The following is a 22,764-nucleotide window of genomic DNA, read 5'->3' as shown; positions in this document are numbered from 1 at the left end:
ATCTAGCGGTGAAATGCCGATAAGGAATTCAAGCTGAAATTCAACACCATAAACGCATAACATCCTACATTCCACAAGGCGAGCCGAAATCCTGTCAGCACGGCACGGGATCGTACCCAAAAATAAGAACAATAAAGAGCAAGGGCAATCAAAGTGAACCAAATCTTGAAATCGGTCAAGAGCTCGATCCGGTTGCCCAGCAAGACAACGCCGATGGCGACCGCCAAGGAGAGCAGGAAGAACGGTATCCCGACGATGACGGCGAAATAAGACATTCGTTCTATCCGCTCCAGGCTGGGCAAGCGCCGCACCGCTTCCGACCATTGCCTTCTCTTGAGACGATGGTGCAAAAAGACGTACATCCCCGAAAAGATCGCGCCCACGGTCAAGGCCGCGAACCCGCAGGCGGCAAGCGCAATATGAAAGACAAGCAAATTGTGCATCATCTCCCAATCCGCCATGACGGAAGAAGACGTCGGATCATTCAGCATATTGATAATCAGCAGCGCAAACCCGACGAGATTGACAAAAAATACGACATACTCGATAGAAAAAAACCGGTTGATCGCCAAGGATGCCGTAACGAGCAGCCAGGAGAACAGAAACATGAACTCAAAGCTGCTGATGATCGGGACATCCTGATGACGGATAATGCGCACGACGAGAAATATGGTCTGCAGCACCCATACAAAAACAAGAAGCCCTGTGCCCATCCGCTTCGCTCTCCGATTCCTCCCCACGGTATCGGAAAAATAAAACAGAAGGCTCAGGGCATATGTGTAAATAATCGCATCGTAAATCCAGCTATTCGTCAACATATGAACCCGCCGCCTCCTGAACGCCGTCTACCAAGTTACCGCGGCCCATGACAGAACCGGCTTGGTTCGTTCCGGCTCTTCCTCGCGCCGGGAGGAGAGCGCAGCGGATTCCCGCTTCGTTCCCTTGTCCGGCTCGGAAGCAGCCATCGTCTCTTCCAGGGAGAACAGTTGGGTAAACAGATGAAGCGCCTCTTCCCCGTTCTTCTCTGCAGCAAGCTCCTTGATTTGCAAGATCGGATCATGCATCATCTGGTTCAGCATGCTCTTCGTAAGACGGCGAATCAGCTTCACTTCCCGCTCGGACAAGTCCGGAAGCTTGTTGAACAGGCTCTCCAGCGTATCCTGATGGATGCGCTCCGCCTTCGTCTGGAGGGCGCGGATGACCGGAGTCACGCCAAGCATCTTCAACCATTGGCGGTATTCGTCCAGCTCGCTCGCAATCATCGCTTCAATCTTGGCGGCTTCCTTGCGGCGCTGCTCCAGATTGCTCTCTACGATGCCTTCCAGATCATCGATGTCGTACAGGAACACATTCGACACGCTGCCGATCTCGGGATCGAGATCCCGCGGCACGGCGATGTCAATCAGGAAGAGGGGGCGCGATTTGCGCTGCTTCATCACCCGCTCCACATCCTGCGAAGTCATGATGTACTGCTGGGCTCCGGTCGAGCTGATCACAATATCCGCATCGCGCAGGAACTCCCCGGCATCCTCCAGCGTGCCGGCCCGGCCATGGAATTGGTCGGCCAGCTCCCGGGCACGAGAAAATGTCCGGTTCACGACCATCACTTCGGCCGCGCCGTTCGAATACAGATGCTTGACGGTCAGCTCGCTCATCTTGCCCGCTCCGAGAATCAATACCTTCTTGCCCTGGAAGGAGCCGAAGATGCGCTTGCCCAGTTCGACCGCGGCATAGCTGACCGAGACCGCATTGTCATTGATGTTCGTCTCGGCATGAGCCCGCTTGGCCAGCGTAATCGCCTGCTTGAACAGCGTATTGAACCAGGTGCCGGTCGTTCCTTCCTGCTGCGCGAACAAAAAGGCCGTACGAATCTGCCCCAAGATCTGCGTCTCGCCGATAACCATCGAATCGAGACCGGATGTGACCCGGAACAAATGCTCCACCGCTTGATCATCTTCATATATATATAAGTAAGGCGTGAATTGCTGCCTTGGAATTCCGAACCATTGTTCCATGAAGCTGCGGATGAAATAACCGCACATATGCAGACGATCGACGACAACGTACATTTCAGTGCGGTTGCATGTCGACACCATCACGCATTCCATGACGCTCTTCGTGTTCCGCAGTTGCCGGATGGCCTCTTGCCAATCCTTCTCCGGCAGCGCGAACTTCTCCCGTATCTCCACAGGCGCCGTACGATAATTCATGCCGACGACCACGATGTGCATTGCTCATTCACCTGCTTTTGATAAAATTTTGAATATTATCAATTGATAATCATTATAACATAGTTGAACATGCCCGTCGGAGCGTAATTTGAAGATATTATGAAATGCATGTCAAAATTAGTCTGTACTTGCCGTGCGAACCTTATACTATCATTCCTTGCGAGGGATGTCACGCAAATGATTGATTGCTATTCAGGATGGAAGTAACGCTCCAGGGTCTCGGCGAGGCGCTGATCGGCCGCTTGAAGGGCCTCGTTCTTCGAGCCGATAATCTTGCCTGACGAATGGAACAGGCCGGCGTAGCTGTCCGACAGCTGAGGCGCGATGGCTGCGGCCTGCTCGAGAACCTCCCGCTCCAGATCGGTCAATTGCCGATCGCCGCTAATCTGCAGGACCGTGATGAATTCTACGAACCGGCTTAGACCGGGAAGCGGAGCCAGCCGATCGCCTCCAACCGCCCGTACGAGCCGGTCATGCGTATAGCCGGCCGAATAGGCGACCAGCTTGACTTTGTTCAGCGGAGCGGTCGACTCGTACCGCTTCGCCTCCTGCATCGTTCCTTGCCAGAGACTCATCTGGAACTGGGCAACCTCATACAGCATCGATAGCGGATCGGATGAAGTGTGGGACGGCTTCAACATTCCATACAGCTGCATGGCAGGCCACAGTACGAGCAAAAACAGTAATACGGCCAGAACGGGGCCGGTCCGAAATTGGCGTGGTCTCATCGAATTCTCCTATCCATAGTGGTTTACTTTAATAGTGGTTTACTTTAATCGTATGGGAAGGCAGTAGGACAAATAACCATGGATAGGGACATCCATGGTTATTTGTTGCATTCGATGACGGGACAGGCCGGGCCTGCCGCCGGCGCTGTCAGCGCACCAGATCCTCCAGGAACGGGAAGCGGTATATCTGCTTCGGCCGCCCCTTGGACGGAGCCTTGACCTCGCGCGCAATCTCGATGAGGCCGCCATCCAGCCAGAGCGAGAGCAGGCGATGCGTGCTCCGTACCGTAATATTCAAAATGACGGCCAGCTCGAAGGCACTGTATTCCGTCCTTCCCGTGCGGGCGACTTGGGCGACAAGCTTGCTCAGATGCATTGGGGATAAGCCGGCGGCTTCCGCTTCCTTCACCAGCTTGAAGTCGATCAGCGACATATCGCACTCGTTCGCTTCGGCCATCTCCAGCGGGCCGATAATGCTGCGGTCTTCGCGCACGATGAAGCAAATATTGCCGCCGGCGTCCTTGGCATGGCGCAGCGCAAGCTCGGCATGCACGCCCGCATCGCTCGCGCTCGTGCCGAAGCCGGCGCCGATGCTCATCGTCACGCCGTACGCCGTTCCCATTTCCTTCGCGAGCTGGATCGATTTATAGCCTCCGGTCACCGCCTCGAAGGCTCCGCGCGTCGTCACGAACAAATATTCATAATCATTGATCTGGGTGACATGCCCGTTCAGCGATTCGACGAAGCCCTGGACCGTCCGGTGTATTCGCTCCTTCGTTCGGCCTGCGTCCTGCTGCGGCCCCTCAATATCCGCTCCTTCCATATGAATGAGTCCGATGACGAACTGCGTTTCCTTGCTGCGCCGGGTCTCCGTCGAGAGCAGCGCCCGCTCCAGGCTGACCGTGATGTCCTGCTCGGTGGGCATCACCCATTCGTTCGGAACGCCGTAAATGCTGAGCATCTCCGACACCTCCCGGCTCCCTGTCAGCGCCGCGCTGCTCTTCCCCTGTTCGTAGTGCCGCACATGAAATTGCAGGACGTCATCCCGCGAGAGCAGCAGATCTCCTTCACAATAATACATATCGATCCCGCGTATGCCCAGCTCGGTGAACACCCGTTCCACGGCCAGCTTCGAGAGCGAATCGGCGGTACAGGCCTGCATGTCGCATTTATGATCGAGATGGAACAAGGCCCGGTACAGCCCGGTTCCGCTCCTCGGGACATAGAGCGCAGGAACGGGCAGGGTGAGCCGCTGTCTCGCCAGCCGGTACGGCTCGGGCCCGGAGAATAGCAGCACCTCCACGTTGTGCATCAGCTCCCGCGTATGATCAATCGCTTCCGATTCATGCCGATAGACCCTGACCTCAGGAATAAAGGAAGGAAACGCTTTGAGCGTCTGCAAAATAAGCGGCAGCAGTTCCAGCGGTCCGATGACGCCGATTCGAATCTCGGTAGGCAATTGATGCAGCAGCTTGGTCAAGGCCATCCACGTCCTTTCCTGTATGTTCATGATCGACCTCATCCCTTCAAGCGGATGAACATCACATCATCCGTATCTACGATGTCAAAGGCTTCACCGGCCTGGAAAGGATGGATCGGCTCGATGCGGAGCGTCGTCAGATCGGGAACATCCCGGATAACCGCCTGTCCGCCGCAAGCGCCGACGACTCTCATGCCGCAAAATGCGCTCCTGCCCGCTCCAGGCGCGGCGAAGGGAAGCGGTATCTTCGTCACGAGCCGGTCTCCCTCCGCTTCGGCGATGACGCCTGTCGATACGATCATATCGTCCAACAGGTGAACGATGTGCTCGTCCGGCCCGCTTGCCTCCAGCCTTGCCGGATACACCGTAGCGGCTTCTCGCCCAACTCCCCGGAGACCGACGAACCGGGGCTCCTGTCCGGCAGCCAGCCTCAAGCCGCGGACGGTCAGTTGCGCCTTCGGCCAATCGATCCGCGCGACCTCATATTCCTCCTCGCCATACCCGTACGCTGCGCATGGTTCGGCCAATCCCCGAGCTCTGCCGGGGGCCGGGGTGAACCGAAGCTCTTCCGCTCGAACCGGATGCAGCTGCGGGCTTCTCTGCTTCGGGCTCCGCAGGCGGATGCATCCGCACCGGCCGGCAGCGGCAGCCGTGCCTTCCTCCGCTTGCCACTCATACACATCGCTCGCGGCGCTGTACAGCCACAGGTCTTGCGTGCCGTCCGACCAGGTCAGCGTCAGGACGGAAGCCGTGCCGCCACGGGCGCCGGACACCGCTTCCTTCTGGATAGAGACTAGCTTGACATCATCCCCCGCATAAGAGACCGAGACGAACCGCTTCGCTTCTTTCCCGCTGTGAATAATGAAAAACGGATGAACCGCGCTCCCGTCCAGATTCGGTCCTGTGCCCGTATAGAGCGTCTCCTCCCCGTCCAGCATGATATGCCAATGCGCCTCGGCGTCCGCCGTCTTCCAGCGGGCGTGGACGACAGGGCTGCTATGTTTGGCCCGGCTCACGTCCGGTTGCAGCTCACGGATACCGTAAATATAGCCGTAGCCATTGTTGGGCTCGGTCGTCCAGAGCCGCTCTTCTTCCCCCGGCTGCAGCGAATTGAAGGTCTCCCCTGTCGTCAGCCGCTCCCCGAAGCTTAATCCGGGACGGTCATAATAGAGCCCGCCCCCGGACCGCTCCCGGTTCAGCGCCCCGGCCAGCGTCCAGGCGGCGGTCTCTGTCTCCTCCCAGCCGGCGACCTCTAGGCGGCTCGCTTCGTGGAAGGCATGAAGCGCCAAATCTTTGTCCCCCTCCGCCACGACATCGAAGATATCGAGCACATAGGAGCGCCCCCGGCTGAGCGGAACCGCAGCCAGCAGCCGCTGGTACCGCTCCGCCCCATACAGCGCAGGCGCGGCGCATTCACTGGCCGCCCAGCCGTCCCGCTCATAAATAAACGCCGCCTCGCCTCCGGCGAACGGCTTATACAGCTGGCCGCGCTCCATCTGCTCATCCTGGCGGAGAACGACCGTCGGGTGTGCGATCGCCTTGGAGGCCCAGCCGAAATGGCTGTTCGTCCCATAAATGCCGTAGCCCAAATCGGCCGTAATCTCTCTGCCGTCAGCATACCATTGATAGCTCAGCACATCGTCGTGGGCATGCGTCAAGTTCGGTCCGTAGCGTGTCAGCAACGTCATGTCATGCTTGTCGCGCAGCACGATGTACCCGCCCTGGCCGGCTACCATGACGCCGCCGGACTTCGGAGCGGCTGCTGCGCCTCCCGGCTCGTCTCCGCCCTCATGGGGCAGGAACAGCTCCAGGCCCGACGAGCCGAGCAGCGGTTCCGCCTGTGCGCGCCAGGCGGCCAGCATGGCGCGGGCCTCCGCCCGGAGATCGGCATCCGTGGCGTAGTAGGCGAAATGAAGGGCGGCTCGGTAGGCAGCAGACAGCACTTCAGGCCGAAGCTCCGTGCCTGTCGTCTCATCTCGGCCCCAATCTCCGTAGCTGGGCAGATGCCCCTGGCAGCACATCGCGAGCGGATTCTGAACAGCGAAGCGGAAGAAGCGCCGGCTGTTGAACGGCTGGAATGGTTCCTCCATCCTCTTCGCCGCGGCCGCCTGCTGCGCCAGCAGGGCCATATCCAGCAGCACCCCGATCGTGAACAAGGCATAGCCGAACGAGCCTTCGAAATACATGCCGTCGCGTCCGATCGCATTGTAGAAAAATCCCTTTACGGCCTCGATGCCCCACTCGCCATACAACGGGACATCCAGCGCGAGACCGACGGCCAGCATGGCGCGCACGCCGTCCGCTTCATGATTGTTGAGCAGCGTCAGCCGGCCTCCGCGCAGATCATAGACCGGACCTCCTGGCTCATCCAGCAAGTATTCTTCCAGCATGCGCTCGATATTGTCCCGCACCGACATCCCCTCCCCGGCTCCGGCAAGCCGGCACCCGGTCGAGGGCTCGTCCATCTCCGGCAGACGGGACAGCCAATCATAGTCATGCGCGAGGAACACTTTGATGCGGAAGACAATGCTTGACAGCAGATGCAGCCTGCCGATCTCGTAAGAGCTTCCGAACGGCGTGAAATCGCGCGGCCCGATAGTACCCTCCCAGATGGCGCTGAACGCGTCGAGCAATACAATCGCCCTGCGCGCATACCGCTCCTCGCCGGTCAGCATATACAGATAGGTCAGCTTCGTGACGAGGCCTTCATGATTGCGCACGCCGCCCAGCCATTCTCCGGCAACGGCAAAATTCCACATGCCGATCGGATAGTATGCCTTCCCTTCCTGCTCGAAGCCGCTCCCGTCATCCGGGTAGCGCTCGTTCGGCACCGTGAGGCGGCAGGCCGGGCAGGTCACCTTCTTGGCCGGGAATGCTTCCCACCCGGACAGCCACGGCTTCAGCTCCTCCGGTCGCGAAGGATAGGCGGAGCCGCATGACGGGCAGCCCGTAATGCCGTAGGCGAAGGTCTGCCCCCGCATGCTGAGGACCACGTCATAGACGAAGGCGTCCTCCAGCTTCACAAATTCATCGCAATCCCGCTTTATCTCCTGCACCATCCGCTCTGCCCAGGCGAAGCGGCCGATCTGCTCCTGCGCAATCTTTACTTGCTCCGCCCCGATATAGAAGCCTTGCGGTTCACGCCGGCGGCGGGGCCGGGCCGCTCGTGTCTGCTCCATGTTCATATTCCATCACCTATCCTTTCAATGAACCGACGATTACGCCTTTTACGAAATACTTTTGGACAAAGGGATATACGCAAATGATCGGGACGGTGGCTACCATGATCGTCGCGGCCTTAATTATGTCCGGCGTGACGGTTGCCTGCCCGTTCTGATTGAAGCCCTGGTCGAATTGCTGGAATTGGGACGAGCCTTCGATGACGATCTTGCGCAGCACATTGCCGAGCACCGCTTTGTTCGGATCGGAAATATAGAGCAGCGAATCGAACCATGCATTCCAATGGGCGACCGCATACCAGAGCGAGATGGTCGCGATAATCGGCATGGACATCGGCAGCACGATCGAGAACAGAATGCGCATGTCGTTGGCGCCGTCGATGCGCGCCGATTCTTCCACCTCTTCCGGGAGAGACATGAAGTAGTTGCGCACGATAATCATCGTAAATGCGGCAATCAGTCCCGGCAGAATCAGCGACCAGCGGCTGTCGAGCAGCCCCAGCTCCTTAATCAGCAAATAATTCGGAATCAAGCCGCCGCTGAAAAACATCGTGAACACGATGAAGGCCGTAAACAGATTGCGGTGAGGCAAATATTTTTTGGACAACGGATAAGCGCACATCACCGAGAAAATGACGTTCAAAAACGTGCCGAGGACCGTACGGAAAATCGTATTATAATAGCCGGTCCAGATGAGCTTGTTCGCAAAGACGGCCTGGTATCCGTCCAGCGACACCTCCTGCGGCCACAGCTTCAAGCCGTAGGCATTGGCTGCGGATGACGTGCTGAACGAGACAGACATCACGTTAAGAAACGGATATACCGCCGTGATCGAGAACAGAATGAGAAACACCACGTTGGCGGTGTCGAACACTTTCTCGCCGATTGATTTTTTGCCGATCGTTAATGACATGGATGTCCCTCCTACCAAATTCCATAATCGCTAAAGCGCTTGACGACACGGTTCGTGACCAGAATGAGGACGAGCGCGATTACATTGGTGAACAGCCCCGCGGCCGTCGAGAGGCCGTATTCCATCTGGCTAATCCCGATCCGGTATGTATACGTGCTCAGTACATCGCCCACTTCATAGACATTCGCATTGTAGAAGTTGAACACCTGGTCGAAGTCATCATTGATAATGCCGCCCACCGCGAAAATGAACATGATCGTAATGACCGGCGCCAGGGCAGGAACCGTAATGTGGACCATCTGCCGCCAGCGGCTTGCCCCGTCGACGATCGCGGCCTCATACAGCGTCGGATCGATCGAGGACAGGGCGGCCAGATAAATGATCGATCCCCAGCCGACGCTCTTCCATACTTCCGTGCTGACCAGCAGCGTTCGGAACCATTCCTTGTCGCCGAAGAAGAAGATCGACTCGCCCCCGAACAGATTGATAATGTAGTTGACGACACCGCGCGTCGGCGAGAAGACTTCCATGAAAATGCCGGCCAAGATGACCCAGGACAGGAAATGCGGCAAATAGCTCAGCGTCTGCACGAACCGCTTGAAGAAGACGACCCGCAGCTCATTCAACAGCAGCGCCAAAATAATCGGCGCCGGGAAATTGAAGACGAGCTTATATAGGCTGATGATGAGCGTGTTGCGGAGGGCCCGCGGGAAATCGCGCCCTTCGAACAGCACCCGGAAATTGTCCAGCCCGTTCCACGGACTGCCGAGAATGCCGTCCAGGAACTGATAGTTTTTGAAGGCCAGCACCATGCCGTACATCGGCAAATATTTAAAAACGAGAAAATACAGTACACAGGGAAGCAGCATCAGCAGCAAATACCGATGCCGGTAGTATGCTTTCCACTGGGTGCGGAAGCGGCTGTCTGATGTGACGGAACCCGGTTGTCTCATTGCGTCCACCCTTTCTATCCCATCATGCGGGATGGAAGAAAGGCGGCGTTCCCCGAACAGGATACGACCGCCAATCCTCATCTGCTTGTCGCTTATTTTAGGCTGTCATACCACTGGTTCGCTTCCTCGGTAAGCTTGTCGCCCCCGTTCTGCTTCCAGGCTTCGACAAAGGCATCGAACTCGTCGATTGGCTTTTCCCCGTTAATGATCGAGGCGAAGGCCTCTTTTTGCAGTTGAATCAAATTGGCCATATACTGGCCCTCAGAAGGAAGGGCCGTCTTGACGGCGTTCTCATAGCCCGCGCCCTCGAATTTGTACAGCTTCGTATTGATTTCCTTCAGCTTCGGATTGTTCACCCGGGCCCGGAACTCCGGCTGGTCAAAAGGCGCAAACGTAATATTAGCGCCGATTTTGGCTTGCATCTCGTTCTTGCCGGCGTATTCTTCCTTCCAGACGATCGTGATGCCGTCGTCCGCCTTCTCCGAATGAACGCCCAGCTCTCCATACTTCATCCGCTGCCACATATCGAAGTTGCCGTAGACCTCGTCCCAGATGCGCATGATAGTATGCTTCAGCTCCGGATTGTCGCCCGCCCTTTTGCCGAAGGCCATGTAGGTCCCTCCGACGAAGCCCGGCGTAATGTTGCCGAACTTGCCCTCCGGACCGACCGGCGGCTTGCCGAAGCCGATCTCGGCCTGCGGGTTCACCTTCATCAGCTCCACCCAGTTCACGCCGCCTTCGGATTTGATCTCGGGGATCGGAGGCGTCCAGTGATAGTTACTGCCATGGTTGGAGACGCCGATTTTGCCGTTGATGAAATCATTGGACAGCGCCCAGTAGCCGCCCGTATTTTCTCCGGTCTCCAGCACCCATTCCGGGCTGATGACATCGTCCTTCTTCCACTTCGCCAGCCGCTCCAGCGCCTGCTTCGTCTCCGGAAGAATGCCGCCCCAGACGATTTTCCCGTCCCGTACGGCCCAGAACTCGGGATAGACGCCATATGCGCCGTACACGCTCGTCATCGCCGATCGGGACATGCCGTACGTGTCCTTTTGGCCGTTGCCGTCCGGATCATCATTGCGGAATTTGTACATCGCCTCCTCGAACTCGTCCAGCGTCTCCGGAATTTTCGTGATGCCCACCTTGTCCAGCCAATCCTTCCGCCACGCGGTCGCGAGGCTGAATTCCCCGTCGCCGTTGATGCTTGGAATGCCAATGTACTCGCCATTGAATTTGGCATAGCTCCAAATGTTCGGATCGATGGAATCGACCAGCTTTTTATAATTCGGCATAAACTGCTCCAGCTCTTCTTGAGTGAAGCTGGTCGTGACCCCGCTCTTATAGAACTTCTGCAGGTCGGCCCCCGAATACACCGTCATGAAGTCCGGCACCTGGCCGCCGGCGAGCTTCGCGCCAAGCAGTTCTTCCCGCTTCGTCACATCCAGATACCAGATGTTGAACTTGACGTTGAATTTGTCTTCCAGGAACTTTTTGTTGGGCGCCTCCTCGTCAACCGGACCGTACTGGTAAGTCAGCCATTCGATCGTAAGCGGCTGCTGGCTGTCGTCCTCCTGCTTCGCACCTTCGCCATTCTTCGCCTCTCTCTCCGTCGTAGAGCCGCTGCAAGCGGCAAGACTCCAGGTTACCGACAGGATGAGAAGCAGTATCAGACTCTCTCTCCATCGCACTCGCATTGTGAATCCCCCTTGTGCTGGTTATGTTTGTTTATTGCTCATCGGCTTCCAATGCCGGGAAGCCCGCTTGCCGCTTGGCCGCGTCGAGCCGCGCCTCCAGCCGCTCCCGTACCGGGCTCTTCGGAAGCTGCTTCAGCCGGCTCTTCCCCTCCTTCCAATCCGCCTTCAGATGCGTGCTCTCGAAGCGCTTGACCGCCTCCGTTGCCTGAACCAGCTGATCCTCGGCCGAACCCGGCACGATATCGCCGGCTCCCCAGTTGCGGTACACGACGCCGTCCCGGTTCGTCATTGTGCCGTCCGGCTGGAGGACGAAATCCCGGGCTCCGGCATCCGGCCCGATCGCAGAGAAGTGAAGCGTCGCCAGCTCGGGAGCCCCCGTCATCGGGCTGCGCTTCGCGAGCAGATCCGCTTCCAGGGCATGGTCCGGATCGGTATGGAACCGGACCGTTACCTGCCCGTCGCCATCATCCTCCGCCTGGACATTCATCTCAGGACCAAGGCTCTCCGGAAGCGTGAGCCGGTCGAACTTCGCGGTCTCCGGGTTGTAGCGGATGGAGATCTCCCCTTCGGTGAATCCATCCGCCAGCGGCACGGTAGCCTTGACCCGGATGTCCGCAGGCTGTGAAGCATTCGTCTCCAGCGTTACGGTAAAACGCGGTTCATACCGGTCCTTCACATACTCGTACAGGCGGTCATAGACGCTGCGGCGGATGGAGGACATCGCATCCGGTGCCCGATCATCCAGCGGCGCCAAGGCGTAAGCCCCGTCCACGATCGGCATCGCGCCCAAATAGTAGGTGTTCGGCGCGTCACTCATATAGCGTTCGAAGACGCCATAGTTCAAATATTGAGCCAGCGTCCGGTAATCGTCATACTCGACTTCAACGGAAGCGCCGGTCTTGCGGGCCAGCTCGGCCACATGCGGGAAGATGGCCTTCTTCGAGACGCCGAAGGCGAACCCCGGCTGAATCGAAGCGGCATCGAAGCCCAAGTCTCGCCACTGGTACGCCGATCCCGGGCCGATATACGGAATCCACGTGAACCAGCGGTTCCGGTCATGGAGCAGCTTCGCCGTCTCCCGGATAAGCTCAGAATCGCCTGTCGTCTCCCCAATCCGCTCATGGTACCAGTAGAAGCCGTCGAGCTTCAGATGGGCGAATCCCCTCTCAAGGAAACGGCGCTCCACCTCATCGATGTACCATTGGACGGCGGCCGTCTTATTGCGGAATGCCAGCTCGTTCATTTGCTTGCGGCCTTCGTAGGACTGCGGGTCGTCCACCATGCCGGCGAAATCCGCCGCCCGTAAGCTGAACGGCTCTCCGGTTCCGTTCATGTCGCCGAAGTTCGAGCTTTCCTCTATTTGCGGTATCGCCACGGTCACGCGCACCGTCTGCTCCGTCTTCAAGGTGTCGTTGATGGTGCCAGCGGCCTCGTCGATGGCGGCCAGTTGAGAGCCGGGGGCAAAAATAAAATCGAGGTACGCCTTCAGATCGTCCATCGTCACGAATCGGGCATTGCCGCTCGCATCGACGCCGGAAGGCGTCACCATCGCCGTGACCGGCAGTGCCAAAATATCGGTGAAGAACCAATCCTTGATCGTCCCGTAAATATCTTTGTACGCAAGGAACGCTTCCGCCTTCTCCGGGGTCCAATCGGTGAACCTCTCACTGCCCGGCTTCATCGGGCCGGAATACCAGAGGAACTGGTCCTTCACGCCTGCGGCTTCCTGGCTGCCAGGTGAAGGATAGTGCCCAGGCTCCCAATCATCGCTGATCTCAGGCAGCGGCTGGAGCGGCTCCGAAGCGCCCTGCTTGCCCCATATCTCGATCTCATCCATCCAGCCGAAAAAGTTGATCGCGAATTCGAGCTTGATGTAGCGGGCTTGTACCGCCAGCTTCGTTCCGTCAGTCAGCGTATCGAGCACGTACGCCTTCCGATGCATATCCGTCGCTGTGCGCGCATCGGCGAAGTAGAGCGGCTCATCCGGTCCCGCTTTGCCCAGATAACGGTAAGTCGCCCCATCCTGCGACGCGAAGAATCGAATATAGAGCGGCGGCGCGATGCCGACATCGTTCCGCTGGCCGAAGCCGGTTGCAATGCGCTCAATGGTGGAGATCTCCTCCAGATCGACGATGACCTCCCGCTTCAGCTTGCGGTAAAATACGAACCAGTCTTCTGTATTTTGCCAGTCCGCGGTATCTCCGTAGCGGCCATCGGTCAGCATCCCCGACTGATCGAGCGGGGTTTCTTTTCCGTATTTCCCGATCCCCTGAATCGTATCGAAGATGGCATTCGGCTCGGACACCGTAACAGGCTTGTCCAACGCCAGATTCACCAGCGTCTTCCCTGGATCGGAATCCGCCGCTTCCGCATGCGCGCCAGACACGGCCAGCCATTGCAGAAGCAGGCAGAGAATAAGGAAGCGGGGACCGAGCGATACGATCCGTTTGTGCTTGTATTGCGATCGAATAGAAATCAACCCCCTTTTCGACAAGTTGTACGCTTAAATGAAAGCGTTTTCAAAACTGTCCCGGAACCGATTGCTTTCCCCTCCCTGTCCATACGAATCAGGCTCATCGGATGGAAGGCGAGCAAAACAGAATGTACCGCTCCGGATAAATGAATAAATCATTTATTTGTTACCATCGTATTCGGATAAGTCCTCCAATTCAATGAGAAAAATAGGACGATAAATCAAAGCAAAATAAAAAAACCCGTTCCCTGCATCATCGCAGGCAAACGGGCTGAACGCCATTTTATACGAATTGCTTTACATTCATGTCTGGTGTGACGACTTCCATTTCCCCCAGGCCGCGAATCAACTTCTTGGCATAGGTACGTTCCGGTTTCAATACAGAGACCAGGTAATCAATGGCCAACTGCGGATCGACGGTCTCGCCGCAAGTATAACAATCGATGGCTGCAAATCCACGTTCAGGATATGTGTGGATAGAAAGATGACTTTCAGACAACATGACAAGGACGGTTGCCCCTTGTGGTTCAAACTGCTTGGATTGAACGGACAAGACGGTTGCTCCACATGCCTCGGCGGCTTCAACCAGCTGGGTCTGCAAATATTCCGCATTATTCAGCAAATCAAAGTCGACTCCCCATGTATCAACAGCAACGTGTCTTCCGAAAGTTGAGTATTCCATCTTTCGGTTCCCCCTTCCTAGGAATAAAATGTTGTAAAAATTTCATCCGCTAGGACCTACGTCATTCACTTCTCGAGGGAAAAATCTCTCGCAACATGCAATGTCCTGAGTGAATCCTGGTTCCTATATTGTTTTCAACGAGATTAAAAATAACATCTTCCGCACATAAATGCAACCCTTTTTTTCAGCAACTTGTCAGCCTGCTGTGTACGGTCACCTGTCCTTCCTGCAAGCACAAAAGAACCCTGCTCTCCCGTAAGGAGCGCAGGGTCTTCAGCAAGATGATCTCTTGATCGTATGCTTCTATGCTTCAAGTATGAACAATTGATGTGCGAGACGGCTTAATTGCGCGTCGATGTGTTGGATTAATTCAGTGGAATGCGCCTGATTCCGCTCATCCAGCAGCATATTTACCTGCTTCTGCACGGAATCGATTCGAAGCTCCGCGCCGTTCTTCTGGAACATCTTCTGCAGGTCGCGTACGGTATCCTTATGCTCGTAAATGATACGCGACTCTTGATGCTTCCGTTCTTCAATCTTGCGTACTGCACCGTCTTCATAATAATAAGTCATCGTAAATCCGGCAAAGATGCGATTGACTACCGCTTCGCCACGGAATGTCGCCACAAGCTTATGCATCACTTGCGTCAATTTCGGATGAACCAAGCGGCAAGACGTTACACAGACATACCGATTGCCTTGCTTCTCGAACAGGAAGGTAATCTCATCACCCTGGCCGTCCTCAAGAACCACCTCTTGATTGCCGTTCTCCAATACTTTTACCCCAACGGAATGCAGGGCAAGCGACTGTAAAAATCGGGTCAACTGAGCTTCCGTCAACTGCAAACTGGCTTTCACATACTCTGTGGCTAACCGCCGAGCCATAAAAACTCTCCTTAATTCGTTTTTACTGCCTGAAAATCATACTCTTATTATACTACAACGTCAAAATGAATTCCTGTTTACGAGCCGCCAAATACGAGTGGATTTTTGAAAAAATCGCAATCAGCCGGAATTCAGCCAATGTTTCTCCCTTGATCCTCACTAAATAACTGTTCCAGCGCAGTCTCCCGCATGCGATCACCGATTTTATGGGCGATAGCCTATCCACCCGAGGTGCATAATTATTCATCCGGATGCAAATGCTCTTGTTCCGTCTCCCCGGACGATTGGTGAGACAGAATAATATCCCACAGCTCCTCCCGGCCCTGCCCGGTCTCGGCCGAGAACAGAACAAGCGGCGTATCCGCGTGCAGACCGAGTGTCGTCCGGACCTGCTTCAAATGCTTGGGCCAGCGGCTCTTCGGCACTTTATCCGCCTTCGTGGCGACGACGGCGACCGGCACCTCGTAATGGGTCAGCCACTGATGCATCATGCAGTCGTCCTCGGTAGGCGGATGCCGCAGATCGACGACGAGCAGCACGAGCCGCAGCGCGTCGCGTTCGCGGAAGTAAGCCTCGATCATTTTGCCCCAAGCGGCGCGCTGCACTTTGGATACTTTGGCATAACCGTATCCCGGAACGTCGACGAAGTACATACTATCATTAATCCGGTAATAGTTAAGCTGCTGAGTCTTGCCTGGCTGCGAGCTGGTACGGGCCAGATTTTTACGCATAATCATCTTATTAATGAGGGACGACTTCCCTACATTGGAACGGCCGGCAAGACCGATCTCCGGAAAACCGTCATCCGGATATTGGGCCGGACCGACCGCGCTAATAATGAATTCGGCATTCGTAATCTTCATATTCCGTGCTCCCTTAACGATGTATATATCTGTCTTAATCGTGCCTCTATTGTACACTACTTCATTCACTCAGCACAAAGCGCCCCCTGGCTAAGCGAATCCGGCTGGCCTGCTTTACGACAGCCACTTAATACAGCAGATCAAAAACAAGCTCATGAGCCAATGACGTGACTTGCCTGATTCTGGCCAGCGCTATTGCCCCGTGATTCGTGCCGCGGGCATCCTTATATGCAGTCTCCCTTGCGCTCAGGAGTGCTGCTTCCTTTTTTCCAGTTTCAACAGCACTCAGGGGCACAACATCCTTTTGTTCAGTCTCCCCAGCTCTCAGGGACACACCTTCCTTTTGCTCAGCTTTCCCTAGCACTTAGGGGCCCAACGTCCTTTTGTCCGGTCTCCTCAACACTCAGAGACGTGCCTTCCTTTTATTCAGCTTTCCCCAACACTTAGGGGCTCAACGTCCTTTTGTTCAGTCTCCCCAGTTCTCAGGAACACACCTTCCTTTTGCTCAGCTTTCCCCAGCACTTAGGGGCACGCCTTCCTCTTATCCATTATCCCAAACGGTCAGGAGGAGCCTCAACCCAACAAATCACTTCAGTTTCGCGCCTTTCTCGATAAGTTAGCAAGCGGATATTTGGTGAAGTAACCCAATTACACTCGCTTATTTAATGAAACTTCTGTCTTTGACGTTCCCATTTTTTATCGGAAACTCCTCATAAACAAACTGCCGCAGTTATTTCTCTTTCCTGTGCTATGGGGATATTTGGCTGTAAGGAGTAGGCAGGTTCCTCTGCTTCCTGCGTGACGGGGATATTGGCCATAAGGAGTAGCCGGGGTTCTTACGCTTCCTGCCCGACGGGGATATAGGCCATAAGAAGCAGCTGGGGTTCTTCCGCTTCCTGCGCGACGGGGAAATTGATCATAAGAAGCAGCTGGGGTTTTTCCGCTTCCTGCGCGACGGGGATATCGACCATAAGAAGCTGCCGGGGTTTTTCCGCTTCCTGCGCGACGGGGATATTGATCATAAGAAGCAAGCGGGGGCTTTCTGCTTCCTGCGTGACGGGGATATCGACCATAAGGAGTAGACAGGGTTCTTCCGCTTCCTGTGCGATGGGGATATTGATCATAAAGAGCAAGCGGGGGCTTTCTGCTTCCTGCGCGACGGGGATATCGACCATAAGGAGTAGACAGGGTTCTTCCGCTTCCTGTGCGATGGGGATATTGATCATAAAGAGCAAGCGGGGGCTTTCTGCTTCCTGCGCGACGGGGATATCGACCACAAGGAGCAGCTGGGGTTCTTCCGCTTCCTGCCCGACGGGGATATTGGCCATAAGAAGCAGCTGGGGTTCCTCTATTTCCTGCCCGACGGGGGTATTGGCCATAAGAAGCAGCTGGGGTTCCTCTATTTCCTGCGCGACGGGGATATTGACCATAAGGAGTAGCCGGGCTTCTTCCGCTTCCTGCGCGACGGGGATATTGGCCATAAGAAGCAGTTGGGGTTCCTCTGCTTCCTGCGCGACGGGGATATCGACCATAAGGAGTAGACAGGGTTCTTCCGCTTCCTGTGCGATGGGGATATCGACCATAGGAAGCAGCTGGGGTTCTTCCGCTTCCTGCCCGACGGGGATATTAATCATAAGAAGCAAGCGGGGGCTTTCTGCTTCCTGCGCGACGGGGATATCGACCATAAGGAGTAGACAGGGTTCTTCCGCTTCCTGTGCGATGGGGATATTGATCATAAAGAGCAAGGGGGGGCTTTCTGCTTCCTGCGCGACGGGCATATTGGCAATAAGAAGCAGCTGGGGTTCTTCCGCTTCCTGCGCGACGGGCATATTGGCCATAAGAAGCAGCTGGGGTTCTTCCGCTTCCTGCCCGACGGGGATATAGGCCATAAGAAGCAGCTGGGGTTCTTCCGCTTCCTGCGCGACGGGGATATTGACCATAAGGAGTAGCCGGGTTCTTCCCGCTTCCTGCGCGACGGGGATATTGGCCATAAGAAGCAGACAGGAGTTTTCGACTTCCTGTGCGATGGGGATATTGATCATAAAGAGCAAGCGGGGGCTTTCTGTTTCCTGCGCGACGGGGATATTGACCATAAGGAGTAGCCGGGTTCTTCCCGCTTCCTGCGCGACGGGGATATTGGCCATAAGAAGGCAGACAAGTTATTCACTTTCCTCTACAGACCAACAGCATCTTATTATCGAAAAAAATACCGTCCGGATTGGTGCCGGACGGTACGTGATGGTGCGTATGCGACTATTCATCAATTAGGATAAATATGCGTCCATCGCTTCCTCGGCCTCTGCTGGGCTACCTCTTCTGAGGTTCCCGCTGCACTGGCCTAGGCTTAGCCTTACTGCGCCAGCAAGGCATGCTGCAGCACTTCATCCATGTGCGCCGCCGGTATGAATGTCATCTCTTGGCGCACGCTCTCCGGTATATCGTTCAAGTCCCGCATATTCTCAGCTGGATAAATGACGGTCTTGATGCCGGCGCGCAAAGCGGCAAGTGACTTCTCCTTCAAGCCCCCGATCGGCAGAACCCGGCCGCGGAGCGTAATCTCCCCGGTCATCGCCACATCTTTCGAGACATAGCGGTTCGTCAGCGCCGAGACGAGAGCCGTCGCCATCGTAATTCCCGCCGACGGGCCGTCCTTCGGAATCGCTCCTTCGGGCACGTGAATATGAATGTCGGCCTTCTCATGGAAATCGGATTCCAGATGGAATTCGGCTGCTCTGGAACGGATGTAGCTGAACGCGGCCTGGGCGGATTCCTTCATCACGTCGCCCAGCTTGCCGGTCAGCAGCAGCTTGCCGGTGCCCGGCACGACGCTCACTTCAACATTGAGGGTGTCGCCGCCAACCTCCGTCCAGGCCAGTCCGGTGACCGTACCCACCTGATTATGCTGCTCCGCCAGGCCATAACGGTATTTGGGAACGCCCAAGTAGTCGGTTAGCTCATCGGCTTGAATCGTCACTTCCGTTACGCCATCCGATACAATCATCCGCGCCGCTTTGCGGCACAGCGCGGCTAACTGCTGCTCCAGCTGCCTTACGCCAGCCTCCCGGGTATATTCCCGGATGACCCGGCGCACGACGCCTTCTTCGACATGCAGCTGCTCGTCTTCGAACCCATGCTCCCGCTTCTGCTTCGGCAGCAGATGGCGGGACGCTATCTCGAGCTTCTCCAGCTCCGTATATCCCGAGAGCGAGATCAGCTCCATCCGGTCCAGCAGCGGACGCGGAATATTATGTACTGCATTGGCCGTCGTTACGAACATGACATGAGACAAATCGACCGGCAGCTCGACAAAGTGATCGCTGAACGCATTATTCTGCTCCGGATCCAGCACCTCTAGCAGGGCGGAAGCCGGATCACCGCGGAAATCGGAAGCCATCTTGTCGATCTCGTCTAGGAGCAGGACCGGGTTCATCGTCCCTGCATTCTTCATCGCCTGCACGATGCGTCCTGGCATCGCCCCCACATAGGTGCGCCGATGGCCGCGGATCTCCGCTTCATCGCGCACGCCGCCGAGCGAGATGCGAATGAACTGGCGCCCGAGCGACTTGGCGATGGAGCGGGCAAGCGAAGTCTTCCCGACACCCGGAGGGCCAACCAGACACAGGATCGGGCCCTTCATCCGCTTCACCATCTGCTGCACAGCCAAATACTCCAGCACCCGCTCCTTCGGCTTATCAAGGCCGTAATGATCTTCATCCAGGATGGATTCCGCCTTGTGGAGGTCAAGATCGTCTTCCGTGCGCTTGGACCATGGAATAAGGAATAACCAGTCAATATAGTTGCGGATTACCGATCCTTCCGCCGAAGTGGAAGGCATCTTCTCCAGACGATCGATTTCCTTCTGGATTTTGTCCTTCACCTTGTCGGGGGCTTCCAGTTCAGCCAGCTGCGAACGCAGCTCCTCGATCTCGCCGGCACGTCCTTCCTTGTCGCCGAGCTCCTTCTGAATCGCCTTCATCTGCTCCCGCAAATAATATTCTTTTTGCGTCTTCTCCATCTGCTTCTTGACGCGCTGGTTGATCTTCTTCTCCAGCTCCAGCACTTCGCTCTCGTTGTTCAGCATTTGGAGCAGCTTGTTCAACCTCCCGGCGGCGGAGACGGTCTCGAGCAGCTCCTGCTTATCCTTCATCTTCAACGGGAGATGGCTGGCGATGACATCCGCCAGACGCCCCGGCTCCGAAATATCGGTCACGGCCGTCAGCGTCTCCGGTGTCACTTTCTTCGACATATGGACATAGTTCTCGAACTGCGTTAATACCATTCGCATCAAGGCTTCCGTCTCGGATGAAGTCCCGTGATCTTCATCCTGCAGCGGCGTCGCGTTGACCTCGTAATATTCGTCATTCGGCACATATTCTGCGATTTCCGCACGCTCCACGCCTTCGACCAGCACCCGGATGGTGCTATTCGGCAGACGCAGCATTTGGCGCACCTTGGCTATCGTTCCAATGCGATAGATGTCTTCCTGAGACGGCTCTTCGATGCTCACCTCGGACTGGGAGCACAGCAGCAGCATCTGATCCTCCATCATGGCCTGCTCCAGCGCCTTGACCGATTTGTCACGCCCGACATCAAGATGAAGCACCATGCTCGGGTATACGAGCAATCCTCTCAGCGGCAGAAGAGGCAGACGCCGACTTTTTATAGGTTTAAGCCCCATCGATCGCACCCCCATGGTTATGCTTGTTGTAAATGCACATGTAACCAATATTTTATCAAATGTTCAAGCAAAACTCCAATTTCCTGCCCTCATCCCTTCGATTCAGGATGGGCTCCCTTCTCGGATGCTTCCGCATGAAGCAGCGGCATTGCCGCCCCCGCTGCCCGTTCATAAGGCTTCGCCGCCGGATGCGCCCCTTCTTCCATCACATGGCCGAAGGTGTGAGCGAACGCTTCGTCCACATGCTCAATCGGAATGACCTGCAGTCCTCCCTCCAGGTCGGAGAATATTTCGAGCCAGTTCTCCTTCGGGATAAGCACGCGCGTCGCCCCCGCCTGGAAGGCGGCTTCCACCTTCGCCAGCACGCCGCCAACCGGCTTGACCCGGCCATGGATGCTGATCTCCCCGGTCATCGCCAGCTTATTGTCTACCGGCCACTGGTTCATCGCGGACGCGATCGCGATGACCATCGCTACCCCGGCCGAAGGGCCGTCAACCGGCGATCCTCCCGGGAAATTGATATGCAGATCGTAATTGGACGGTTCGTAGCCCAGGCTGCGCAGCACCGTAAGCACATTCTCGACCGAGCCTTTGGCCATGCTTTTGCGGCGCAGGGTGCGGCTGCCGCCGCCCAGCTCCTCTTCATCCACGACGCCGGTAATCGTGTAGGTGCCGGTGCCATTTTTAACCCGAATCGAGTTCACCTCGATCTCCAGCAGCGCGCCCATGCTAGGTCCGTAGACAGCCAACCCGTTCACCAGGCCAATCTGCGGCTCAGAGGGCACCTTCCGGTCCGGGCGCGGCGGAATCTGGCTGCTGTTCGCGACCCATTCCACATCGGCGCCCTCAATGGCCGAACGCCCCTCGGACATCGCCAGACCGGCAGCAAGCTGGATCATGTTGACCGCTTCCCGGCCGTTCGTGGCATAGCGCTTCACCATATTAACCGCAGCTTCAGACGGCGGAAATCCGATCTTGCGCACCGCATGCTCGGCTATCGACTCAATTTCCGCAGGCAGCAGCGGGCGGAAATAGACCTCCATGCAGCGCGAACGCAGCGCAGGGGGCAGTTCCTGCGGGGAACGCGTCGTCGCGCCGACGAGGCGGAAATCGGCCGGAAGGCCGTTCTGGAATATGTCATGGATGTATGTCGGAATATTGGAATCCTCCGAATTGTAGTAGGCGCTCTCCAGAAACACTTTCCGATCCTCGAGCACCTTGAGCAGCTTATTCATCTGAATCGGATGAAGTTCGCCGATCTCATCGATGAACAGCATCCCTCCATGCGCCTTCGTGACGGCGCCCGGCTTCGGCTGGGGAATGCCGGCGACGCCCATCGCTCCGGCTCCCTGATAGATCGGATCATGAACGGAACCGATAAGCGGATCGGCGATTCCCCGCTCGTCGAACCGGGCGGTCGTCGCATCGATCTCGGTGAATTTGGCTTCCTTCGTAAATGGAGAGCTTGGATTCTTTTTCGCCTCCTCCAGCACGACGCGGGCAGCCGCCGTCTTGCCGACGCCGGGCGGGCCGTACACGATCACATGCTGTGGATTCGAGCTGCACAGCGCGGCCTTGAGCGCCTTCAAGCCGTCACGCTGTCCGACGATGTCGTTCATCGTGGTCGGTCTCGTCTTCTCTGCCAACGGCTTCGTCAGCGAGATGGAGCGCAGCTTGTTCAGCTTATCCATCTCCTTTTTCGATTCGCGGTCGACAGCAGTCCGGTTGCCCTTCTGGTTCCGCAGCAGATTCCAGAAATATATCCCGATTACAACGGCAAAAAACGCGTTAATCAACATCAATATAATACTTAAATTCATCGTTTCATCCTCCCGTAGCGGCCCCATGGCGCAAGAAATCCGGTAAAGTTCAATACTTGGTAGTATTACCCTTTGCCGGGTGCATTATAAGTGGCTCCCGAAGTGGGAATGAGAAATGATAAGCTCTCTGCAAGACAAATCTCCGCATGTATCGTGAACAATCGTCAAAACTTTCCAAGAAATTG

15 protein-coding genes are annotated in these 22,764 nt (G+C 56.4%); all 15 read right to left on the bottom strand.

Translation table 11 applies throughout. The features are described from left to right. Window positions 1-2: 2 nt before the first annotated feature. The 15 genes from NNL35_RS10220 to lonB all read right to left on the bottom strand — a co-directional run bounded on the left by NNL35_RS10220 (window position 3) and on the right by lonB (window position 22,579). The gene (locus tag NNL35_RS10220; protein WP_006676670.1) at window positions 3-818 is read right to left on the bottom strand and encodes a cytochrome C assembly family protein; all 816 of its coding nucleotides are present in this window, start codon (window positions 816-818) and stop codon (window positions 3-5) included. A 27-nt stretch (window positions 819-845) separates the two neighbouring features. Continuing rightward, complete coding sequence (gene hemA, locus NNL35_RS10215) at window positions 846-2,231, bottom strand: glutamyl-tRNA reductase (RefSeq protein ID WP_006676669.1); 1,386 nt, start codon at window positions 2,229-2,231, stop codon at window positions 846-848. A 188-nt stretch (window positions 2,232-2,419) separates the two neighbouring features. Further along, window positions 2,420-2,959, bottom strand: a complete 540-nt coding sequence (locus NNL35_RS10210) for a hypothetical protein (RefSeq protein ID WP_006676668.1) — start codon at window positions 2,957-2,959, stop codon at window positions 2,420-2,422. A 148-nt stretch (window positions 2,960-3,107) separates the two neighbouring features. Then, complete coding sequence (locus tag NNL35_RS10205; protein WP_238535326.1) at window positions 3,108-4,469, bottom strand: hypothetical protein; 1,362 nt, start codon at window positions 4,467-4,469, stop codon at window positions 3,108-3,110. An 8-nt stretch (window positions 4,470-4,477) separates the two neighbouring features. After that, window positions 4,478-7,618 carry a heparinase II/III domain-containing protein gene (locus NNL35_RS10200; protein WP_158000446.1) on the bottom strand — a complete coding sequence of 1,047 codons (3,141 nt, stop codon included), beginning with the start codon at window positions 7,616-7,618 and terminating at the stop codon, window positions 4,478-4,480. A gap of 16 nt (window positions 7,619-7,634) precedes the next feature. Beyond that, window positions 7,635-8,531: a carbohydrate ABC transporter permease gene (locus NNL35_RS10195; RefSeq protein WP_006676665.1), complete on the bottom strand. Its 897-nt coding sequence runs from the start codon at window positions 8,529-8,531 to the stop codon at window positions 7,635-7,637. Window positions 8,532-8,542: 11 nt separating this feature from the next. Then, entirely contained in the window at window positions 8,543-9,484 is a 942-nt protein-coding gene (locus tag NNL35_RS10190) for an ABC transporter permease (RefSeq protein WP_006676664.1), read from the bottom strand. Window positions 9,485-9,576: 92 nt separating this feature from the next. Next, the gene (locus tag NNL35_RS10185; protein WP_006676663.1) at window positions 9,577-11,178 is read right to left on the bottom strand and encodes a type 2 periplasmic-binding domain-containing protein; all 1,602 of its coding nucleotides are present in this window, start codon (window positions 11,176-11,178) and stop codon (window positions 9,577-9,579) included. A 31-nt stretch (window positions 11,179-11,209) separates the two neighbouring features. Then, window positions 11,210-13,657 (bottom strand): DUF4855 domain-containing protein, encoded by a 2,448-nt coding sequence (locus tag NNL35_RS10180; RefSeq protein ID WP_006676662.1) that lies wholly within the window; start codon window positions 13,655-13,657, stop codon window positions 11,210-11,212. A gap of 277 nt (window positions 13,658-13,934) precedes the next feature. Further along, entirely contained in the window at window positions 13,935-14,333 is a 399-nt protein-coding gene (speD, locus tag NNL35_RS10175) for an adenosylmethionine decarboxylase (RefSeq protein ID WP_006676661.1), read from the bottom strand. A gap of 303 nt (window positions 14,334-14,636) precedes the next feature. Next, window positions 14,637-15,218, bottom strand: a complete 582-nt coding sequence (locus NNL35_RS10170; protein ID WP_006676660.1) for a hypothetical protein — start codon at window positions 15,216-15,218, stop codon at window positions 14,637-14,639. Window positions 15,219-15,457: 239 nt separating this feature from the next. Beyond that, complete coding sequence (gene yihA / locus NNL35_RS10165) at window positions 15,458-16,081, bottom strand: ribosome biogenesis GTP-binding protein YihA/YsxC (protein WP_006676659.1); 624 nt, start codon at window positions 16,079-16,081, stop codon at window positions 15,458-15,460. A gap of 836 nt (window positions 16,082-16,917) precedes the next feature. After that, window positions 16,918-18,225, bottom strand: a complete 1,308-nt coding sequence (locus NNL35_RS10160) for a hypothetical protein (protein WP_254553326.1) — start codon at window positions 18,223-18,225, stop codon at window positions 16,918-16,920. A 206-nt stretch (window positions 18,226-18,431) separates the two neighbouring features. After that, a complete protein-coding gene (gene lon / locus NNL35_RS10155) occupies window positions 18,432-20,759 on the bottom strand; it encodes an endopeptidase La (protein WP_006678559.1) in 2,328 nt (775 codons plus the stop codon). An 89-nt stretch (window positions 20,760-20,848) separates the two neighbouring features. Then, the gene (gene lonB, locus NNL35_RS10150; RefSeq protein ID WP_006678558.1) at window positions 20,849-22,579 is read right to left on the bottom strand and encodes an ATP-dependent protease LonB; all 1,731 of its coding nucleotides are present in this window, start codon (window positions 22,577-22,579) and stop codon (window positions 20,849-20,851) included. Window positions 22,580-22,764 lie beyond the last annotated feature (185 nt).

This window comes from Paenibacillus dendritiformis (assembly GCF_945605565.1).
Classification (GTDB): Bacteria; Bacillota; Bacilli; order Paenibacillales; family Paenibacillaceae; genus Paenibacillus_B; species Paenibacillus_B dendritiformis_A.
This window is presented reverse-complemented; position numbering and strand designations above follow the sequence as displayed.

What these genes read in the sequence shown, in the direction of transcription:
- lon (WP_006678559.1), bottom strand. Translation starts at nt 20,759, where the DNA reads ATGGGGCTTAAACCTATAAAAAGTCGGCGTCTGCCTCTTCTGCCGCTG.
- yihA (WP_006676659.1), bottom strand. Translation starts at nt 16,081, where the DNA reads ATGAAGATTACGAATGCCGAATTCATTATTAGCGCGGTCGGTCCGGCC.
- speD (WP_006676661.1), bottom strand. Translation starts at nt 14,333, where the DNA reads ATGGAATACTCAACTTTCGGAAGACACGTTGCTGTTGATACATGGGGA.
- NNL35_RS10220 (WP_006676670.1), bottom strand. Translation starts at nt 818, where the DNA reads ATGTTGACGAATAGCTGGATTTACGATGCGATTATTTACACATATGCC.
- NNL35_RS10185 (WP_006676663.1), bottom strand. Translation starts at nt 11,178, where the DNA reads ATGCGAGTGCGATGGAGAGAGAGTCTGATACTGCTTCTCATCCTGTCG.
- hemA (WP_006676669.1), bottom strand. Translation starts at nt 2,231, where the DNA reads ATGCACATCGTGGTCGTCGGCATGAATTATCGTACGGCGCCTGTGGAG.
- NNL35_RS10210 (WP_006676668.1), bottom strand. Translation starts at nt 2,959, where the DNA reads ATGAGACCACGCCAATTTCGGACCGGCCCCGTTCTGGCCGTATTACTG.
- NNL35_RS10170 (WP_006676660.1), bottom strand. Translation starts at nt 15,218, where the DNA reads ATGGCTCGGCGGTTAGCCACAGAGTATGTGAAAGCCAGTTTGCAGTTG.
- NNL35_RS10205 (WP_238535326.1), bottom strand. Translation starts at nt 4,469, where the DNA reads ATGAACATACAGGAAAGGACGTGGATGGCCTTGACCAAGCTGCTGCAT.
- lonB (WP_006678558.1), bottom strand. Translation starts at nt 22,579, where the DNA reads ATGAATTTAAGTATTATATTGATGTTGATTAACGCGTTTTTTGCCGTT.
- NNL35_RS10195 (WP_006676665.1), bottom strand. Translation starts at nt 8,531, where the DNA reads ATGTCATTAACGATCGGCAAAAAATCAATCGGCGAGAAAGTGTTCGAC.
- NNL35_RS10200 (WP_158000446.1), bottom strand. Translation starts at nt 7,618, where the DNA reads ATGGAGCAGACACGAGCGGCCCGGCCCCGCCGCCGGCGTGAACCGCAA.
- NNL35_RS10160 (WP_254553326.1), bottom strand. Translation starts at nt 18,225, where the DNA reads ATGGCCAATATCCCCGTCGCGCAGGAAGCGGGAAGAACCCGGCTACTC.
- NNL35_RS10190 (WP_006676664.1), bottom strand. Translation starts at nt 9,484, where the DNA reads ATGAGACAACCGGGTTCCGTCACATCAGACAGCCGCTTCCGCACCCAG.